Here is a 17,072-nt window from a genome sequence, read left to right on the forward strand (position 1 = left end):
TGTCGTACGTACGAAGGACGTTACGCCGCCGCACGGACGAGTCCGGGGAGTTCGCAGGCTCGGTCGTGTTCTCAGACGCCGATCGCACCTCCGCCGTCGCGCCACACGGCGACGACAGACGGGCGGGGCTGGGAGTTTCCGCCGGCCGGCCAGTGCGAGAACGGCCGGTCGGCGGAGTAGCCGTCCTCTTCGCCCGGATGCTGGACGCAGACGATGACGCGCTTCGAGTCGATGATCGGACCGCAGGTCTCGGCCCCGCGCGGGACCGTGAGGAACTGTTTGGTCTCGCCGCGGCGCTCGCCATCGAGGGCGACGGCGAACAGTCCGTCGTTGCTCTTGAGCGCATTCCCGTCGGTGGAGATCCACAGGTTGCCGTGCGGATCGAACGCCACGTTGTCCGGGCACGAGATCGGGCTGACCTTCGTCTTGTCGAAACCGCCGTAATACGTGTCGGCCGCCTTCGGGTCGCCCGCGACGAGCAGGAGATCCCAGGTGAACGATTCGCCCGCGTGGTCGTCGGTCATCTCAAGGATCTGACCGTTCTTGTTCTCATTGCGCGGGTTGGGTGCGGTCGGCCCCTCTTCGCCGTCGACGCCGCGGTCGTCGTTGTTGGTGAGCGCGCAGTACACCTTGCCGGTGATCGGGTGCGGCTCGATGTCTTCGGGACGGTCCATCTTGGTCGCACCCGCCTTATCGGCGGCCTCACGGGTGAAGACCGCGACCTCGGCGGCGGTCATGCCCTTGATGTGCGACTGGGCCGACCCGTCCGCATTGACGGTCATCAGCTTGTGCCATCGTCCGCTGCCCGCCGCGTCGTCAGTGGTGACGGGCTTGTCGCTGGAGAACGACGCGACGTACAGGGTGCCCTCGGTGAGGATGCCCATGTTGTGGCGCTTGTCGCCATCCTTGACCTTGCGGCTCGACACGAACTTGTAGATGTATTCGAACTTCTCGTCGTCGCCCGTGTAGGCGACGACGGTGCCCGCGGCGGGGCCGTCCTTCACGATGTGAATGTTGGCCGACTCGTGCTTGAGGCGGCCGAGCGCCGAATGCTTGAGCGGAGTGGAGTTCGGGTCGGTCGGGTCGACCTCGACGACGTAGCCGAATCGATTGGCCTCGTTGGGGTCCTTCTCCAGGTCGAAGCGGGTTTCGAACCGACCCCACTGGTGATAGTCGGCGTCGTCTTCGAAACCGTAGCGCTCCAAGTGAGCGGCGGCCGCCTTATCTTTCACCTTGCTCGCGTTCGAGAAGTAGTTGTTGTAGTTCTCTTCGCCGGACAACATGGTGCCCCACGGCGTGATGCCCCCGGAGCAGTTGGCGATGGTGCCCGCAATAGTGTTGCCTGCCCGGTCGGCGGCGGTCTTCACGAAGTCCGTACCCGCGGCCGGTCCGGTGAGACGGAACGGTGTGCTCGCAGTGATGCGGCGGTTGCGCGGACCGACGACCGGGGTCAGCGACCCGTCCCGGTTCGAGGCTTTCACTTCGAGCACAGTGATCCCGTGAGCGGCCATCGCGATGCGGGCCTGCTCCTCGGTCGGCTCCTTCTCCTTGAACCCGCGGAACATGAACTCTTCGGTCGTGTACTCCTGGTTGACGACGAGGTAGAACGCGCCGTCCCGGCCGTCGATCGGGAGGAGGCCCGCGAAGTCGTTGTTGAAGCCGAATTGCTTCGACTGTGCGTCCGCCGTCTGATTCTCGAAGTCGAACTCGGGAGCACCGGGCAGCACCGGATCACCCCAGGAGATGACGACCTTCTGGCGGTAGCCGTCCGGGATCCGCAGGGTGTCGTCGGTGTTGGGTTTCACGATGTCGAACTTCATGCCGTCGACGGGACCGCCGCCGCTCGACGGGGCGCCGGTCGAGCTTGCCCCGTCGTCGCCGCATGCCGCGAGAAGCGACGTCGCACCGACTGCCAGCACGGCGCCCGCGCTGCCGCGCAAAATGGTGCGCCGCGACAGTGCTGTGCGCGCGACGTCGCGGAAGTACTCGTTGTCGCTGCTGTTGCCCGGCTCATGCCAGCACGCCTCGCCGCACTTATAGCGGCACGTGACCCGCGACCGTGCCGAACGACCCACGTCGTCTCCCCCGATGGTGAACAGCTGCAACGGAATACGCATGGAATCGCCTTCAAGTCTCGATGTCTCGTCCGCACTGGGCTGAGCGGATACGCCGACGACGTTAAGGAGACTTCTCCACGATTCGTCATCGGGGGAATGAACGAGAGACGAACAGGCGGCTGCGAGCGGGTGGTCGCCGCTGGGCACAATCCTCACGTATATGGCCCCAGGACCCGAAATACGGCCGATCCGGGTCGAAATTGTGAGAACTGTGCCCGAACTCCGTGCAAGACTGGCGTGGAGGACGTGACCTGTGACGCGAGGCGCGCACCCGAGGGAGGGAACGCTGAGAGTGAAACGCGTAGTGAGCGGACAGTCAACCGACACCGAGAAGCAGTTCACCACCTGCCCCATCGCGGTCGACACGTCGAGTGCTCGACGCGGCGCCTACAGCTATGACGCGTCGAACTATCGCATCCCGCCAGCCGGGATCGCCTTCCCGCGAACCGCCGAGGAGGTCAGCGCAGCTTTAGCGTGGTGTCACACGGAAAAGATCACGGTGACCGTGCGCGGCGGCGGCACCTCGATGGCCGGCAACGCCGTCGGAGCCGGCCTCGTCCTAGACCTGTCCCGACACATGGACACGATCGTCGACATCGACGCGCGCACGCAGACCGCGACGGTGCAGCCCGGCGTGGTACTCGCTCATCTCGCGAGCGCCGTTGAACGCCACACCGACGGCGCGATGACGTTCGCTCCCGACCCGTCGTCGAAGTCGCGCGCCACGGTCGGCGGGTCGATCGCCAACGACGCGTGCGGCAACCATTCGGTGCGCTACGGCCGGACCACCGACCACGTCGTCGCCCTCGACCTCGTCCTAGTGGACGGAACGCGTGTCACCGCGACACGATCCGGGATCCGGGCGAGCGACCCGTCCGACACCGCGGCCGTCGACCGAGCCGCCCGGATGACCGCCGACCTCACCGACCTCACGCGCGATACGATGGCGGCGCTACGCACCGAACTGGGCCGTATCCCCCGGCAGGTGTCCGGTTACCACTTGTCGCATCTGTTGCCCGAGTACGGCTTCGACGTCGCGCGCGCCCTCGTCGGGAGCGAAGGGACGTGTGCGGTGGTAGTCGCCGCGACCGTGTCGATCGTGCACGTTCCGCCGTCGGCCCTCCTGTTGATCCTCGGCTACCAGAACGTCGTCGACGCGGCCCGCGACGTCCCCAAGATCCTGACGTTCTCACCGTCGGCCGTGGAGGGCATCGACGAGCAGATCGTCGCGACGATGCGGGCACGACGCGGCGCCGACTCGGTCACCGCGCTGCCTCCCGGACACGCCTGGTTGTACGTGGAGCTCGACGGCGACAGCCCCGACCAGGTGGCGGCCGACGCGCAACGTCTACTCACCGGGCTGCACGGTGCGGGGCGAGTGCTCGACGGTGCCGTCGTCACCGATCAGACGCTCCGCAAGAACCTGTGGCGGGTCCGCGAGGACGGCGCCGGGCTGTCGTCCCGGCTCCCCCTCCCCGGCGGCGGTTCGATCACATCGTGGCCGGGGTGGGAAGACTCGGCGGTGGCGCCGGAGAACCTCGCGGACTATCTCGCGGACTTCACCGACCTACTCGCCGACCACGATCTGATCGGCGTCATGTACGGCCATTTCGGTGCGGGATGCATGCACATCCGCATCACGTTCGACCAGGCCACCGAGGCCGGCCGCGCCGTCATGACGCGCTTCCTTGACGCTGCGGCTCGACTCGTGGTGCGGCACGGCGGCACGCTGTCGGGCGAACACGGTGACGGCCGCGCCCGATCGGGTCTGCTGCCAATCATGTACTCCCCCACGATGCTGGCGGCGTTCTCCCGGTTCAAGGCAGTATTCGATCCGGACGGTCTGCTCAATCCCGGGATCATGGTGTCGCCCGCCGAACCCGTCGCCGATCTCGCGTTGGCGGGAGTTCAGGTGCTGGAGTGGCAGACCAGCTTCGCGTTGGGCGATACCGCAGCCTCCCCGCCCGGCCAGGGGCTCGTCGACGCGGTGCAGTCGTGCATCGGTGTGGGGCGGTGCCGATCACACGCCGGCGGGGTGATGTGCCCGAGCTACCGGGCGACCGGCGACGAGAAAGACTCCACCCGCGGCCGGGCGCGTGTGCTGCAGGAGATGATCCGCGGCGCGGCGACCGTCGACGACGGGTGGCGTTCGGAGGATGTGCGCGATGTGCTCGACCTGTGTCTGTCCTGTAAGGCGTGTGCGTCCGACTGTCCGACGGGCGTCGACATGGCGACGTACAAGTCGGAGTTCTTCGACCACTACTACCGTCGGCGGCTCCGTCCGGCCGCCCACTACTCGCTAGGCTGGCTGCCTCGTTGGCTGCCGATCATGTCGCGGGCCGCGCCCGCGGTGAACGCGGTATTGGCGTCGCCGCTCAAGAATGCGGCTCTACGGATGGCCGGACTGACCACCGAACGGGATCTGCCGCGATTCGCGTCCCGTCGCACCCTGCGGCGGCTGCTCGCGCGCCCCACGCCGGCCGGCGACGCCGACGTCGTGTTGATGGTCGACTCGTTCACCCAGGGATTCCGTCCGGACGTCGCGGCCGCCGCGTGTCGCGTCGTCGAAGACGCCGGACACCACCCGCAGGTCCGCACCGACGTGTGCTGCGGGCTCACCTGGATCTCTACCGGCCAGCTCTCCCAGGCGAAGAAGAAGCTCAACCATGCGGCCGAGACGCTCGACGACGGCACCGACCGTCCGATCGTGGTCGTCGAGCCGAGCTGTGCGGCCGCGTTGCGGAAGGATCTGCCCGAACTCGTGCACACGGACGCCGCCGAACGGGTGTCGAAGCGGATCAGGAGCTTCGCCGAGCAGGTCACTGCGCAAGCCTCGGCAGGGTGGACGCCGGCCCCGGGAGTTCCCGGCGAGGTCGTCGTGCAGACGCACTGCCACGAATACTCGGTGTTCGGTTCGGCCGTCCAGCAGCGCGCACTCCGAGCGGTCGGCGTACGCGACGTCCGGGAGGCGACCGGGTGCTGCGGTGTGGCCGGGAACTTCGGTTTCGAAGCCGACCACTACGAGACGAGCATGGCCGTCGCCGAACAGGCGTTGGCGCCTGCACTGCGTGATAGCGACGGCGCGACGGTCCTCACCGACGGCTTCAGTTGTCACATGCAGGTGCGGCAGTTGACCGGCGATCGGTCGTCGGACGCGTCCGCACACCTCGCCCAGATTCTCGATCCGGCCCCCGAACGACGACGAGGGCGGGACGACATATAGCCGTCCCGCCCTACCCCTCGACATGCATCCCCCCGACAGACGCATGTCAGGTCTTCATCGGTTCACGCTCAGATGCGCGTGGTCTTTCCGTAGTCGTAGTAGACGTAGACGCCGGTCTCGGTGGTGACCGAGATCTTCGCGAACGGCTGCACCGAGATGGGGCCGACTGCGTTGGAGACATTGAGCTCGACACCGGACAGGACGACGTCGGCGGTCGGCTTCGTCATCGCGAACTCGGCGAGCGGGACAGTCGTGATCTTGCCTGCGCCCACCTCGAACTCGAGGTCTGCGGCGGGGATGACCGTCGACTCCGCGCCGGCCTCCAGGCCGATGTCACCGAGCGAGCCGCCGCCACCGGTGCCGGAGATCGTCACGTTCGGCGAGACCTTCGCGTTGACGCCGCCCGACAGCTTCAGGTCCGGGGTGTGCGCGGTGATCTTGACGCCGGTCGGCGCGACGGAGACCGGGTACCCGATCTTGTAGCCGAGTTCGACGGTCGCCTGCACCTTCTTGTCGCCGATTCCCGCGATCGCGGCATGGACGTCGGACGTCAGCAGTGCTTGACCGGAGAACGGCGACGAGTCGAGGGGCGCGACCTTACGGGCCTTTAGTCGACTCGAGTCGAGCGTGATGTTGACACCCTCACGGGTGTGATGGGTCTGGGCGACTGCCGGGCCGGCGACCAATGCCGACACCATCGTGAAAGCCGCAACTACGGCCAAGAGCAGCAGGGTGGTGGTTCGTCGCAACACGACGATCTCCTTACAGTGACGCGGACCGTGCGGTCCGAGGCGAGAACTGAGCGGCGGCAGGCCCGCGTTTCAGGGGAGGTTTCTCCTGCCATCGATCTCACGCCCTCTGCCGCAGTTCTCCACATCGAGAAACCGAAAAGTGGACGAACTAGCTGGTCAGAGCGCCAAAGAATTTGTCCGGTCCGGACAAGTCCGGACCTCCGGAGGGTCCGGACGAGCAACCGCGACCCCCGATTCGCCATCCGAATCGGGGGTCGCGGCTCCGCTGGGTTCCGGCTAGAGGGTGGCCGTGTCGATGACGAACCGGTAGCGGACGTCGCTGGCGAGGACGCGCTCGTAGGCGTCGTTGATCTCGGCGGCCGAGATCAGTTCGGTCTCCGGGGCGATGCCGTGCGCGGCGCAGAAGTCGAGCATCTCCTGAGTCTCGGCGATGCCGCCGATGTTCGAGCCGGCGAACGACCGGCGGTTGGCGAACAGTGAGAAGACGCGCATCGAGACGGGTTCTGCGGGGGCACCGACGTTCACCCACACGCCGTCCAACCGGAGCAGCCTGACGTAGCGGTCGAAGTCGAGCGACGCGCTCACCGTGTTGATGACGAGATCGAAAGTGTTGCGCAGGGTTTTGAATGTCTCTTTGTCGCTCGTCGCGTAGTAGTCCGTCGCACCAAACGCGAGACCGTCGTCCTTCTTCGACAAGGTCTGCGAGAGGACGGTCACTTCGGCGCCCATCGCGGACGCGATCTTGACGGCCATATGACCGAGGCCGCCCATGCCGATGACGGCGACACGCTTGCCAGGTCCGGCGTTCCAGTGCGCGAGCGGCGAATACGTGGTGATGCCCGCGCACAGCAGCGGGGCGGCAGCCTCGTACGGGATGGCTTCGGGGACGCGCAGCACAAAGTCTTGGTCGACGACGACGTGAGTCGAGTACCCGCCCTGCGTGATGGTTCCGTCGCGATCGACCGACGCGTACGTGCCGGTGTTGCCCGCGAGGCAGTACTGCTCCATGCCCGCCACGCAGTTCTCGCATTCGCGGCACGAATTCACCATGCAGCCGACGCCGACGCGGTCGCCGACGGCGAACTTGGTGACGTCGCCGCCGACCTCGGTGACTTCACCGACGATCTCGTGGCCGACTACCTGCGGAAAGGTGATCGGACCCCAGTCCTCGCGGACGGTATGGATGTCCGAGTGGCAGACACCGGCGTACGCGATGGCGATCAGAACGTCGTTCGCGCCGACATCGCGTCGTTCGATGGTGGTGGGGACGAGCGGTTCGGTGGCGGACGGTGCAGCGTATGCCTTGACAGTCAGCAAGAGTGTCTCCTGAATCAGCTGTAGACCTGGGTCTGGTCGTGGACGGCGTCGCGCCGGGATATGGCGTCCGCACACGAGAACCGGCCCCGGTGCGGCGGCGACGCTATCCTCCGATCGTACGCATGCGTGAGCGCGCATGCGAGACCCGCAAGTCTGCGTCAGGTAATCAGGCGGCCCGAAGGGTACGGCTGCCTCCGTGCCGCCGTGGCGGCAGACACCTGCGCTCAGTCGTGCGCTGCGTAGATCGCTTCCGCCAGTTCGGTTCTCAGTCGCTGAAACTCGGTGGTCGCCGTCACTGACCGGTCCCGCACCACGCCGGGACCGTCGCCGGGAAGGGCTATCTCGCTGTCGACCACGATGCGGCCCGGTCGGGCCGACATAACGATCACCCGGGTGCTCAGAAAGACGGCCTCGTCGACCGAGTGGGTGACGAAGACGATGGTCTTGCCGGCCTCGCGCCACAGCTTGAGCAGATCCACTTGCAGCCGTTCGCGGGTCAATGCGTCGAGGGCGCCGTAAGGCTCGTCCATCAGGACGATCCCGGGATCGTTCACCAGTACCCGCGCGATCTGCGCGCGTTGCTGCATTCCGCCGGACAGTTCGTATGGGCGTTTGTCACCGAAGTCGCCGAGGCCGACCTGTTCCAACAGGCGTTCGGCCTGCTCGCGTCGCTGCGTTTTGCTGACGCCGCGGACCTTCGGTCCGAATTCGACATTGCCGCGTACGGTGAGCCACGGATAGAGCGTTGGCGCCTGGAATACGACCCCGCGATCGGCGGACGGTGCGGTGACCCGCGACCCGCCCACTTCGACGACTCCCTCGGTGGCGTCCTCGAATCCGGCGATGAGCCGGAGAAGGGTCGATTTGCCGCAGCCCGACGGGCCGACGATCGACACGAATTCGCCCGGTTCGATCGCCAGGTCGGTCGGTTCCAAAGCCAGCGTCGCACCGCTCGACGTCTGGTACGTCTTGCTGACGCCTGTCAGGTCGACGCGTTCAGTGCCGCTCATCTTGTTCCCTCATCTCGTCGCGCCCGCATAGACGCCGTCGGTGTAATGCTGCGCCGGTCCAACGCCCTGGACCTCACCCTGTTGGAGTAGGAACTCCGCTGTCCTGCGGATGTCTCCAGCGACCTGTCCGCCGAGGTAGTCCGGCCCTGCCTGGGTGGCGGCGTCGAAGTAGTCGTAGCCCTTGATCTGGTCGGCGATGCGTTCGACCGGCACACCCAGCTGGCCTGCGATGTGTTCGGCGGCCTTTGTCGGATCCGTGTTGATCAGGTTCGCTGCCCACCCCTGCACCGTCGTCCACATCTTCACGAATGCCGGGTTGTCCCGCACGAACCCGCCGCGCGCCCCTTCGAGGTCGTAGGTGGCGGCACCGAGTTCACCAACGTCGGCGCTGGTGGTGATGATTTTTCCGCCGTCGGCGGTCAGTTCGCTCAGGGTCGGCTCCCAAATGTATGCGGCATCGATCTGTCCACCGCTGAAGGCACCGCGGATGGCGTCGGGGCTCAGGTTGATCACTTGCGTTTGAGAACCGATTCCGGCCTTGTCGAGCGCGGTCAGCAGACTGTAATGACCGGTCGACGCAAAAGGTACACCGATTCGTTTGCCGCGCAGTTCGGCCACCTTGGTGATCGACGGGTCGCGGACGACGAGCGATTCCGCTGCCCCGATTCGGTCCTGGATCCAGATCACTTTCATATCGATGTCCAGCGGCGCCGACAGGGCCTTCGCTGCCGGTGCACTGCCGAGCAAACCGATGTCGAGCGAGTCGGCGCCGAATGCCTGGACCACGTCGCCGCCGGAGGCGAATTTGCTCCATTCGGTTTTGACATTGGGCAGGCAGGTGTTGAGCAGGCCGGTGTCTTTGACGATCAGGTCACCGTTCGGAATCTCCTGCCAGCCGATCCGTACGGTGCCGGTGACTGACTCGTCGGGTTCGACGGGGCATGGCGTGGCGGCGCCGATAGAGCGGGCTTGTTCGGGCCGTCCGGATTCGACGATGCAGCCGGACAGGGTCAGCCCGATCGCGACGAGGGTCACGACCTGCGCCGCGAATCGGCGACCGGTGCGGAAGACGGGTCTCATGCCTTTCCCTTCCACGGAACCAGCAGCACGCCGATCCATTTGATGAGTGAATCGAGGAGCAGTGCGGTGATGCCAATGACGATGATGCAGGCGATGGTCAGCGGTGCGTTCAGCTGCTGACCTGCCAGGTACGCCAGGCCGCCGATGCCGGGGATGCCGTTGTTGAGTTCCGCGGCGACGACTGTGGTCCAGGCGAAGCCGACGGCGATACGAATGCCGTTGATCACCTCGGGCAGGCTCGCGGGCATCACCACACCGGTCAGCACCTGCAGGCGGTTCGCACCGAGCGCGCGGGCGGCGTTGATCTGGTCGCGGCTGACGCCCTGCACACCGCTGACCGTGGAGATCGCGATGGCCGGAAAGGCTGCGAGAAACAGTAGCCAGACCTTTGAGGTGTCGCCGATCCCGAACCACACGATGAGTAGGCCGATGTAGCCGAGCGGCGGTAGCGCGCGAAGGAAGTTCAGGTACGGCTCGGTGATCGTGTTGAACGTCTTCGACATACCCATCGCGAAGCCCACGATCGGCCCGAGGACGATCGCGACGCCCACGCCTGCGAAGATCCGCTGCAGGCTCGCCACCAGGTGTTCCCACAGAAGATAGTTTTGTTCGCCGAGCACTTCGCGCGGTACGCCCGGCGCTACCTGATGCCAGGTGCTGGCGCGGACGGCGGCGTCCCAGACAGCGTTGGGCGCGGGCAGGAACTTCTGGTCCACCAGGTGCAGGCTGGTGATCAGCCACCACACGGCGACGAATACAACAAGTGCGACCAGCCGGACCAGCCACGACCGGACGGCGTCTGGCAGCGATTGTTCGACGGCGTTCTTTACCCGCAGTAGCGGGGGTTCTCCGGCCATGGGTTCCTCTCTCTCACCGCCCCGTGGGCGGCCCGAGCGGGAACTATGCCCGGTACCGGCACGAGAAGGTAGAGATTCGCGCGCAGTGATCTTTTCAGTTGCGCGCCGACTGCTTCGACCGCGGCCGCCACAGCCTGCGCCTTAAGGCCGCCGATGTTGAGCCGATGCCGTATTCGAAGCGTGGTTCGGCGGGACCGGCGAAGGCAGCGGGCACTGCGGAGCGCGACTCTGCGCCGCGTCTCACCGCGTTCAGGTTGACAGCCTTGACATCTCAATTAAGGTTAGCCTAACTTCAATGGTGGTCAACTTGACCAGCGTTCAAGCAAAGGAAGGCGTACTCCATGGGCGTACTGCCGAAGATCCAGCGCCCCGCTTCACGGAGAATGACCGAGCTGGTGGTAAGTCGCACCGAGGATCTCAGTTCGAGCTTCCGCCGGATCACTCTGGCCGGAGAGGGCTTAGAGTCGTTCGACTACCTAGGCTTCGATCAAATGGTCCGACTGTTCTTTCCGCGGGACGATCAGCGCCAGCTACGGATGCCGACCGTCTCCAACGACGCATGGCTGGCGCAGTTCCTGTTACAGCCCAAATCCCGACGTCCATGGGTTCGCAACTACACCGTGCGGCGATTCCGTCGAGATTCGCTGGAACTCGATATCGACTTCGTTCGCCACCGCGATGGCGGCCCCGCCTCCGCATGGGCTGAGCGCGTGCAACCGGGTACGCCCGCAGGGATCTTCGATGAGGGCATGTGCTTTCTACCGCCAGACGATATTCAGTGGCAGTTGCTCATCGGCGATGAGAGCGCGGTGCCCGCGGTCTTGGCCATCCTGGAGACCGCGCCGGACGACATGCCGGCTGCGGTCTATCTCGAGGTTCCGCACGCCGACGATGTCGTCACCGATGTGAGCGCGCCCGCTGGCACTGAAATGCACTGGGTGGTCCGCGACAACGATGATGAAGTCCCTGGAACCCAACTTGCGGAACGAATCCGCGACGCACGACTACGCGATGGCAAGTTCTACACCTGGGTAGCCGGTGAGCAGAAGTTGGCGACCGGCGTACGACGGCACCTTGTCAATGACCGGTCGGTCCCGAAGTCCGACATCTACTTCAGCGGCTACTGGCGGTACGGCAAGAGCGCACCGGGCTGACCTCGAAGAAGCCCGCCCGTCTTCCTCGCCACCCGGTAGCCGAGAACCCTTACGCAACAATAGGACTCGTGCCAGTCCGAGGGGTCATTCATGGTCAGTACGGATCACGTGCGACCGGTTAGGCTCACTCCCTGAGCGCGGTTTTCTCGTCCACGGTGTTTGCCGTCGCCGTGGCACCGCCTCGTTGAGAAGATAGGTACTGCATGCGTACACGCAGAATTACCCTCGCGGCGTTGGCTGCCACCGCCGCGGGCGCAGGGATACTGGCCGGGACGCCCGGCCAGGCGCACGCCTCCTACATCAACGGTTGGACTGACATCGTCAACTGTGATCAGGCGCCGGCGGTCGGCGCGATCGTCCCGATCACCGACACCTTCAATCACAAGACCAAGTCGTCGCCGTGGGTCCAGGTCAACCAAGACAGCGCCGGATACTTCAAGGGCTACCGCTCCTACGAGGTCCAATTCGATCAGGCTCGCGTCGTCAAAGCAGACTGCGACAGCTCCGGACACGCCAACGTCGAAAAGACCTACGAGGCGGGAGAAATGACCATCACCAACCGTGTGGACTGGTCTAACGGCAACGGCACAGCGCCGATTGTCCCGAACCAGCTCCACGAGCGCGTCAACATCTCCGACCTGCGCTGCGAAGCATCCTTGAACGTCTGCCTGCCCGCCTCCGTCGCCAACGGCGGCTAACACGGCATCGGGTACTGCGGTGTCTCGCGCCGTGCCGCCGTAGGCTCGGCGCGAGACCAGCTTCCGCTATGGCGTGAGCCTCTCCTGCTGAGGGGTAGCCACCGCTGACCAATCCAAACGTCTCGGTCTGGTCATAGCAGCAATCCAAGTTGGACCGGAGGTAACCCACTCACGATCTCATCGTTCTGCATCTCACAGGGAGTCGGACGTTCTGCGACAAGACCGCCACATCGGCACGACGTCGTCGCCACCGTGGCGTGACATTCCCCACCGATGATCGATTTATGCACATCAACGCCGGAAACAGTGTTTATCCACTTCCCCCACGCGTATTGAGTTCCCGTGTTCGATCGTCATCCGACCGGCATCCACAGTCCCGTGCGGCGATACTCGGCGGGATCGTCGCCCTTCTGGCCATCGTGGCGACTGTAGGCATCGCCCTCGCCACCCACCGGCCGAACATAGCGTCTATGCTCCATCCGTCGTCGACCTCGGGCGACGTCGACGGCTATATCCCGGACGACAACCCGATATCGCCATTCGCGGATGTTCCCGCCATGTCGCGCCTCGATCCTGATCTGCGAGCCGCCACCGAGGCCGCTGCACGCGCAGCTCGGTCCGACGGGATCAACATCGGAGTCACCTCCGGCTGGCGGAGCGTCGAACTTCAGAAAACGTTGCAGGAGCAGACCACTCGGGAAAAGGGACATGAGTACGCCGCTACGCATGTCTTGCCTGCCGACCGGTCCAAACATGTGCTCGGCCTCGCCGTCGATATCGGCCCGACCGACGCCGCTGACTGGATGAGTCGTAGTAGCGCCCAGTTCGGGCTGTGCCAGGTGTACGCGAACGAACTGTGGCATTACGAGCTCACTGCGGAGGACGGCAATTGTCCGCCGATGCGCGCAGACTCCACCGCGTGATCCCGCCGCCATAGTCGTGCCCCAGGGGCTCTCCCACCCCGCATTCACACGAGCGCAGCCAATTCACCGGATTCTCATCAGACGTGGTGATTTTGCGACACAACTGCGACACTGTCCGCCACAAGCGATGATCTTACGAGACATAGGACAAGCAGAGTGGTCTGTACGCCGTCGCAGCAACCTACCGGGTCGGTACATCGGCGGTACCGTCGACCAGTCCAGGTCAAGCCATCGTACCGTCGTACGCAGCCGAGACATGGGAGTGTCTAGCCGTGACCGGCCACGACGTCACCACTAGATGGGCCACGATGATAAAGGTACTTCTGATCGAAGACGACACACAGATAGTCGAAGCGCGCCGGCTGAGTCTTGAGCGGCTCGACTACTCGGTGGCGGCCGTAGCGACCGCTCCGGGAGACGAGTTGCCTGCGATACTCGACGGCGTGGACGCAGTGGTCCTCGACATCGGTTTGCCTGGAACGGACGGGTTCAGCGCATGTGGGACCATTCGGGCGATCAGCGATGTCCCGATCGTCCGCGGGTTCGGTTACCGCGTCGTCCCGTGATCTCGCGCCTTCTTCCGAGTCTGCGGTCCCGAGTAATGCTCGGGACGGTGATCGTCGTCTGCGCAACCGCCCTAGGCGCGGGCGGTGCACTCGCTCTGTCTGCGAGGTCCTGGGTCTACAACAGTGCCCAGCAGGATGCATACAAAGAATTCAGTCGCGAGATCGACGCACAGGTCAAACTCGCCGACGGCGACCTACCGACACCTGCGAACATGGTCGTGACGCGCGACGGCCGGGACGTCAGCGGCTCGCACGCCCTCGCCTCAGAGATTCCCGACTCCCTACGTGAGTCGGTGGACAGTGCGGGCCCGGATTTGTACAAGTTCGAGCGGCTGTCGAATGACTGGGTTGCGATAGGTTACAAGGCTCGCGATCGGCCATCCTCGCCTCATGACGTCGCGTACTTTACGGTGCGTCCGTTGGAAGGTGTCCAAGCCAAGCTGGATCGTCTGATGATCCTGCTCGCGCTGTCGGTGGGAGGCTCGGTAGTCCTCGGTGTCGCGTTCGGCGCGCTCGTAGTGCGTGCGGTGGTGCGGCCCCTTCGCGTCGTGGAGTCGACTGCTGAAAAGATCGCCGATGGAGGCGACTCGTCTATCCGCATGCCCTCCACCGGGGTACGGGAGTTGCACCGGATGACGGAATCGCTCAATGACATGCTTGAGAAGAACGTCGCCGTCGTATCACTACTGCGAGACGAAGAGCAGCGCGCCAAACGGTTCGTCGCCGACGTCTCCCACGAGTTGCGTTCCCCGCTCGCCGCTCTCGTACCCACTGCCGAAGTACTCGGCGAAGAACTCGCCGACGACCCGGGAGTGCGAGGCCGAGCGGCTCGTATCCTGTCGCAAGAGATCACTGCGCTGGCGTCTCTGGTCGAGGATCTCCTCGAGATGACGCGACGCGACGCCGGCTTAGCGTCGATCGCAGTCGAATCGGTCGACGTTACCGCGCTGATCACTGAGGAACTGCGCCGTCGCGGCTGGCAGCATGTGACCGTGTGCGGTGAAGCGTCTGTGTTCGTGACCGACCCGCGCCGACTGACCGCTGTCGTCACCAACCTGGTCGGTAACGCGCTCCGCCACGGTGCCGAGCCTGTCGCGGTCCGTCTGGATCAGCGCGAGGAAACACTGACAGTGACCGTCTCTGACCACGGTCCAGGCGTCCCAGCCGACCATGTGACGCGAATCTTCGAACGGCTCTACAAGGCATCCGATGCCCGAACCCGTACCGGCGGCGCGGGCCTCGGTCTTGCGATTGCCCGAGAGAATGCGCAGTTACTCGGCGGTGACGTCTCATACCAGCGCGTCGGCGACGTCACCGAGTTCGTCGTGCGGATCGCCGCCCCGGTGAGGTCCAGCTCGATCAGGCCCGAGTCGTCAACGACCCGTGGCGGCCGGAACTTTGACGGTTCGTTCTAATCGATGACACGTCACGGTCAGAACGAACCGAAGGTAACTCCGGTGAGTTCTTCAGACACAGTCCACAGTCGAGCAGCATCGTCGAGCCGCCGCATCGGTGTCCACAGTTTCTGCTCTCCGGGAGGTCCGCCGAGCCCTCTGAGTCCGGTCGGGCCGTAGAACCCGCCGTCTTTCGCTGAGGGTAGTGCCGCAGCCATCACCGCTGGAAGCGCCGCGGACTCCACGGTGCCGACGAGTAGCCCGTGACGCGACAGCCATCGGATGGCGCGCACACTCATCGTGTCCGCGTCGCGGCCGACCTCAGGGCGCGCCGCCAGCAAACTGCTCGGGGCAACACCGGGATGGGAGATGTTGCTGGTGACGCCCCAGCCTTGGAGTCGGCTGCGGCGACTCAGTTCCAGTCCGAACAGAGCGCAGGCGATCTTCGACTGCGCATAGGAGCGGCCGTCGTCGTAGGAGGCATTCCAGTTCAGATCATCCCAGTTGATGGCGGCTCGCCGGGCGGCGATACTCGTCTGCGAAGTCACCCGACCGTTGCCCGCGCGTAACAGCGGTAGCAGGTGGCCGGTCAGTGCGAAGTGACCGAGATGATTGGTTCCGAACTGGATCTCGAATCCGTCTGCCGTCGTCTGCCTGTTCGGCGGAGTCATCAACCCCGCGTTGTTGATGAGCAGGTGGATGGGAGTTCCGTCACCCCGCAGCTTCTCACCGAGTCTCGCGACCGACTCGAGCGATGACAGGTCGAGCTTCTCTAGCGTGAGCCGGGCACTCGGCTGTGCGGCCAGAATCTCTGCGACCACATGCTCGCCCTTCGTCTGATTCCGCACCGGCATGATCACTTCGGCGCCTGCCGCAGCCAGCCGAGTCGCGATTCTCCGTCCGATTCCGTCACTCGCTCCGGTCACGATCGCCCGTTGATCGGAAAGGTCAGGGACGGGAACGGCGGTTTCCGGGTTCGTGCGTGACATGAGTGATCTCCTCACCTGGGTCTTCCGTTGATGCCGGTAGTCGGCGTGTCTTCGAGTGTTCCCGGCCCCTACCGGTCTATCCAGGGCTTGACGATCAGTGGATAGTCCGTGCAATGGCGAAGGCGCTGAACTCGTTGTTGAAAGCCGAGTGCATCAGCGACCCGGCGTTGCGGCCAAGGGCGGCGGGAAGAACGCGGAGACGTCGAGATTGCCGTCGCCGAAACGTCGACTGGTACAACCACTGGTGCCTTCACGGCGAAATCGGGCTCGCCCCGCCCGTCGAGTACGAGACGAATCACCGGGCAACCTAGCCCCACGAGCACTACCGTAAGAACCCGGCCCTCACCGAGGCCGGATCCAACTAACCGAGCCTCCACGAAACCCGGGGCGAATCAGGGAGTGGTCTGTGTCCGCCAAACATTCCGCGGTAGTCAGCGTGTGCGGCGACGCGGAGTCGATTGCGATGCTGCGCTGGGAGTGGGCTCGCGAGGACGATCCAAGCATTGGCCCGTGGCGTCGCGATCAGGTGTTCGCCGACTCTGTCGACGAGTGGATGAGCGCCCCTTGCAGGACAGTGTTGGTCGCCTGTCTGGGGGCGGCCCCTGTCGGGATGGTGTGCTTGACCGAGCACACGAGGTTGCCGAGCCCGCGTGAACAGGCAGCAGGGGTATGGGGATATCTGGGGCACCTGTTCGTTCTGGAGGACTATCGGCGTCGTCAGGTAGGGCAGCGACTGATTACTGAGGCAATCGCGCACGCGGACCGATCAGGACATTCAAAAGTTGTTCTCTCCCCCACTCGGAAGTCAGTCCCGTTGTACGTGCGCTGCGGCTTTGTGGCAGAAAACAATCTCATGACCAGGCGTAAAGGGGTAGGCCGCTAAGGTCGTTACCAGGCAAGACAGGAGGTGCGGCGAATCGCCGGCGGTAGTCCTGCGGCTTCTCTAGTTGCTGCGCGCTTCGATCCGTCACCTCGCCGACGAGACGAGGAAA

The 17,072-nt window shown here is 64.9% G+C and carries 14 protein-coding genes; 7 read left to right on the forward strand and 7 right to left on the reverse strand.

The genetic code is table 11. The annotated features are described in order from the left end of the window. Positions 1-71: 71 nt before the first annotated feature. On the reverse strand, positions 72-2,117 hold the full coding sequence (locus MP11Mi_RS06400; protein ID WP_420041459.1) for a PhoX family protein: 2,046 nt from the start codon (positions 2,115-2,117) through the stop codon (positions 72-74). A gap of 304 nt (positions 2,118-2,421) precedes the next feature. Between MP11Mi_RS06400 and MP11Mi_RS06405 the strand changes: the two genes are divergently transcribed. After that, positions 2,422-5,340 carry an FAD-binding and (Fe-S)-binding domain-containing protein gene (locus tag MP11Mi_RS06405; protein WP_420041460.1) on the forward strand — a complete coding sequence of 973 codons (2,919 nt, stop codon included), beginning with the start codon at positions 2,422-2,424 and terminating at the stop codon, positions 5,338-5,340. A gap of 68 nt (positions 5,341-5,408) precedes the next feature. On the opposite strand, the gene MP11Mi_RS06410 is transcribed toward MP11Mi_RS06405, so the two are convergent. The 5 genes from MP11Mi_RS06410 to MP11Mi_RS06430 all read right to left on the reverse strand — a co-directional run bounded on the left by MP11Mi_RS06410 (position 5,409) and on the right by MP11Mi_RS06430 (position 10,356). Next, positions 5,409-6,092, reverse strand: a complete 684-nt coding sequence (locus MP11Mi_RS06410; RefSeq protein WP_420041461.1) for an MspA family porin — start codon at positions 6,090-6,092, stop codon at positions 5,409-5,411. A gap of 276 nt (positions 6,093-6,368) precedes the next feature. Next, on the reverse strand, positions 6,369-7,409 hold the full coding sequence (locus tag MP11Mi_RS06415; RefSeq protein WP_420041462.1) for an NAD(P)-dependent alcohol dehydrogenase: 1,041 nt from the start codon (positions 7,407-7,409) through the stop codon (positions 6,369-6,371). 224 nt (positions 7,410-7,633) lie between these two features. Then, positions 7,634-8,419, reverse strand: a complete 786-nt coding sequence (locus MP11Mi_RS06420) for an ABC transporter ATP-binding protein (RefSeq protein WP_420041463.1) — start codon at positions 8,417-8,419, stop codon at positions 7,634-7,636. 9 nt (positions 8,420-8,428) lie between these two features. Beyond that, positions 8,429-9,499, reverse strand: coding sequence for a taurine ABC transporter substrate-binding protein (locus MP11Mi_RS06425; protein ID WP_420041464.1), 1,071 nt, complete (start codon positions 9,497-9,499; stop codon positions 8,429-8,431). After that, complete coding sequence (locus MP11Mi_RS06430) at positions 9,496-10,356, reverse strand: ABC transporter permease (protein WP_420041465.1); 861 nt, start codon at positions 10,354-10,356, stop codon at positions 9,496-9,498. The genes MP11Mi_RS06425 and MP11Mi_RS06430 overlap by 4 nt, the downstream gene beginning before the upstream one ends. 383 nt (positions 10,357-10,739) lie before the next feature. On the opposite strand from MP11Mi_RS06430, the gene MP11Mi_RS06435 reads away from it, so the two are divergent. From MP11Mi_RS06435 to MP11Mi_RS06455, 5 genes are all read left to right on the forward strand, one after another. Beyond that, entirely contained in the window at positions 10,740-11,510 is a 771-nt protein-coding gene (locus tag MP11Mi_RS06435) for a siderophore-interacting protein (protein WP_420041466.1), read from the forward strand. A 203-nt stretch (positions 11,511-11,713) separates the two neighbouring features. Beyond that, entirely contained in the window at positions 11,714-12,208 is a 495-nt protein-coding gene (locus tag MP11Mi_RS06440) for a hypothetical protein (protein ID WP_420041467.1), read from the forward strand. Positions 12,209-12,678: 470 nt separating this feature from the next. After that, on the forward strand, positions 12,679-13,131 hold the full coding sequence (locus MP11Mi_RS06445; protein ID WP_420041468.1) for a D-alanyl-D-alanine carboxypeptidase family protein: 453 nt from the start codon (positions 12,679-12,681) through the stop codon (positions 13,129-13,131). A gap of 308 nt (positions 13,132-13,439) precedes the next feature. Continuing rightward, positions 13,440-13,697 (forward strand): response regulator, encoded by a 258-nt coding sequence (locus tag MP11Mi_RS06450; protein WP_420041469.1) that lies wholly within the window; start codon positions 13,440-13,442, stop codon positions 13,695-13,697. Beyond that, positions 13,694-15,112: a sensor histidine kinase gene (locus MP11Mi_RS06455; RefSeq protein ID WP_420041470.1), complete on the forward strand. Its 1,419-nt coding sequence runs from the start codon at positions 13,694-13,696 to the stop codon at positions 15,110-15,112. Before MP11Mi_RS06450 ends, MP11Mi_RS06455 begins: the two co-directional genes overlap by 4 nt. 17 nt (positions 15,113-15,129) lie before the next feature. Here MP11Mi_RS06455 and MP11Mi_RS06460 read toward each other — a convergent pair whose 3' ends face one another. Beyond that, entirely contained in the window at positions 15,130-16,080 is a 951-nt protein-coding gene (locus tag MP11Mi_RS06460; RefSeq protein ID WP_420041471.1) for an SDR family oxidoreductase, read from the reverse strand. A gap of 463 nt (positions 16,081-16,543) precedes the next feature. Between MP11Mi_RS06460 and MP11Mi_RS06465 the strand changes: the two genes are divergently transcribed. Continuing rightward, positions 16,544-16,963: a GNAT family N-acetyltransferase gene (locus MP11Mi_RS06465; RefSeq protein ID WP_420042028.1), complete on the forward strand. Its 420-nt coding sequence runs from the start codon at positions 16,544-16,546 to the stop codon at positions 16,961-16,963. The last annotated feature ends 109 nt before the right edge of the window (positions 16,964-17,072 follow it).

Origin of the sequence: Gordonia abscondita (genome assembly GCF_032711245.1) — a bacterium.
In the GTDB taxonomy this organism is placed as follows: domain Bacteria; phylum Actinomycetota; class Actinomycetes; order Mycobacteriales; family Mycobacteriaceae; genus Gordonia.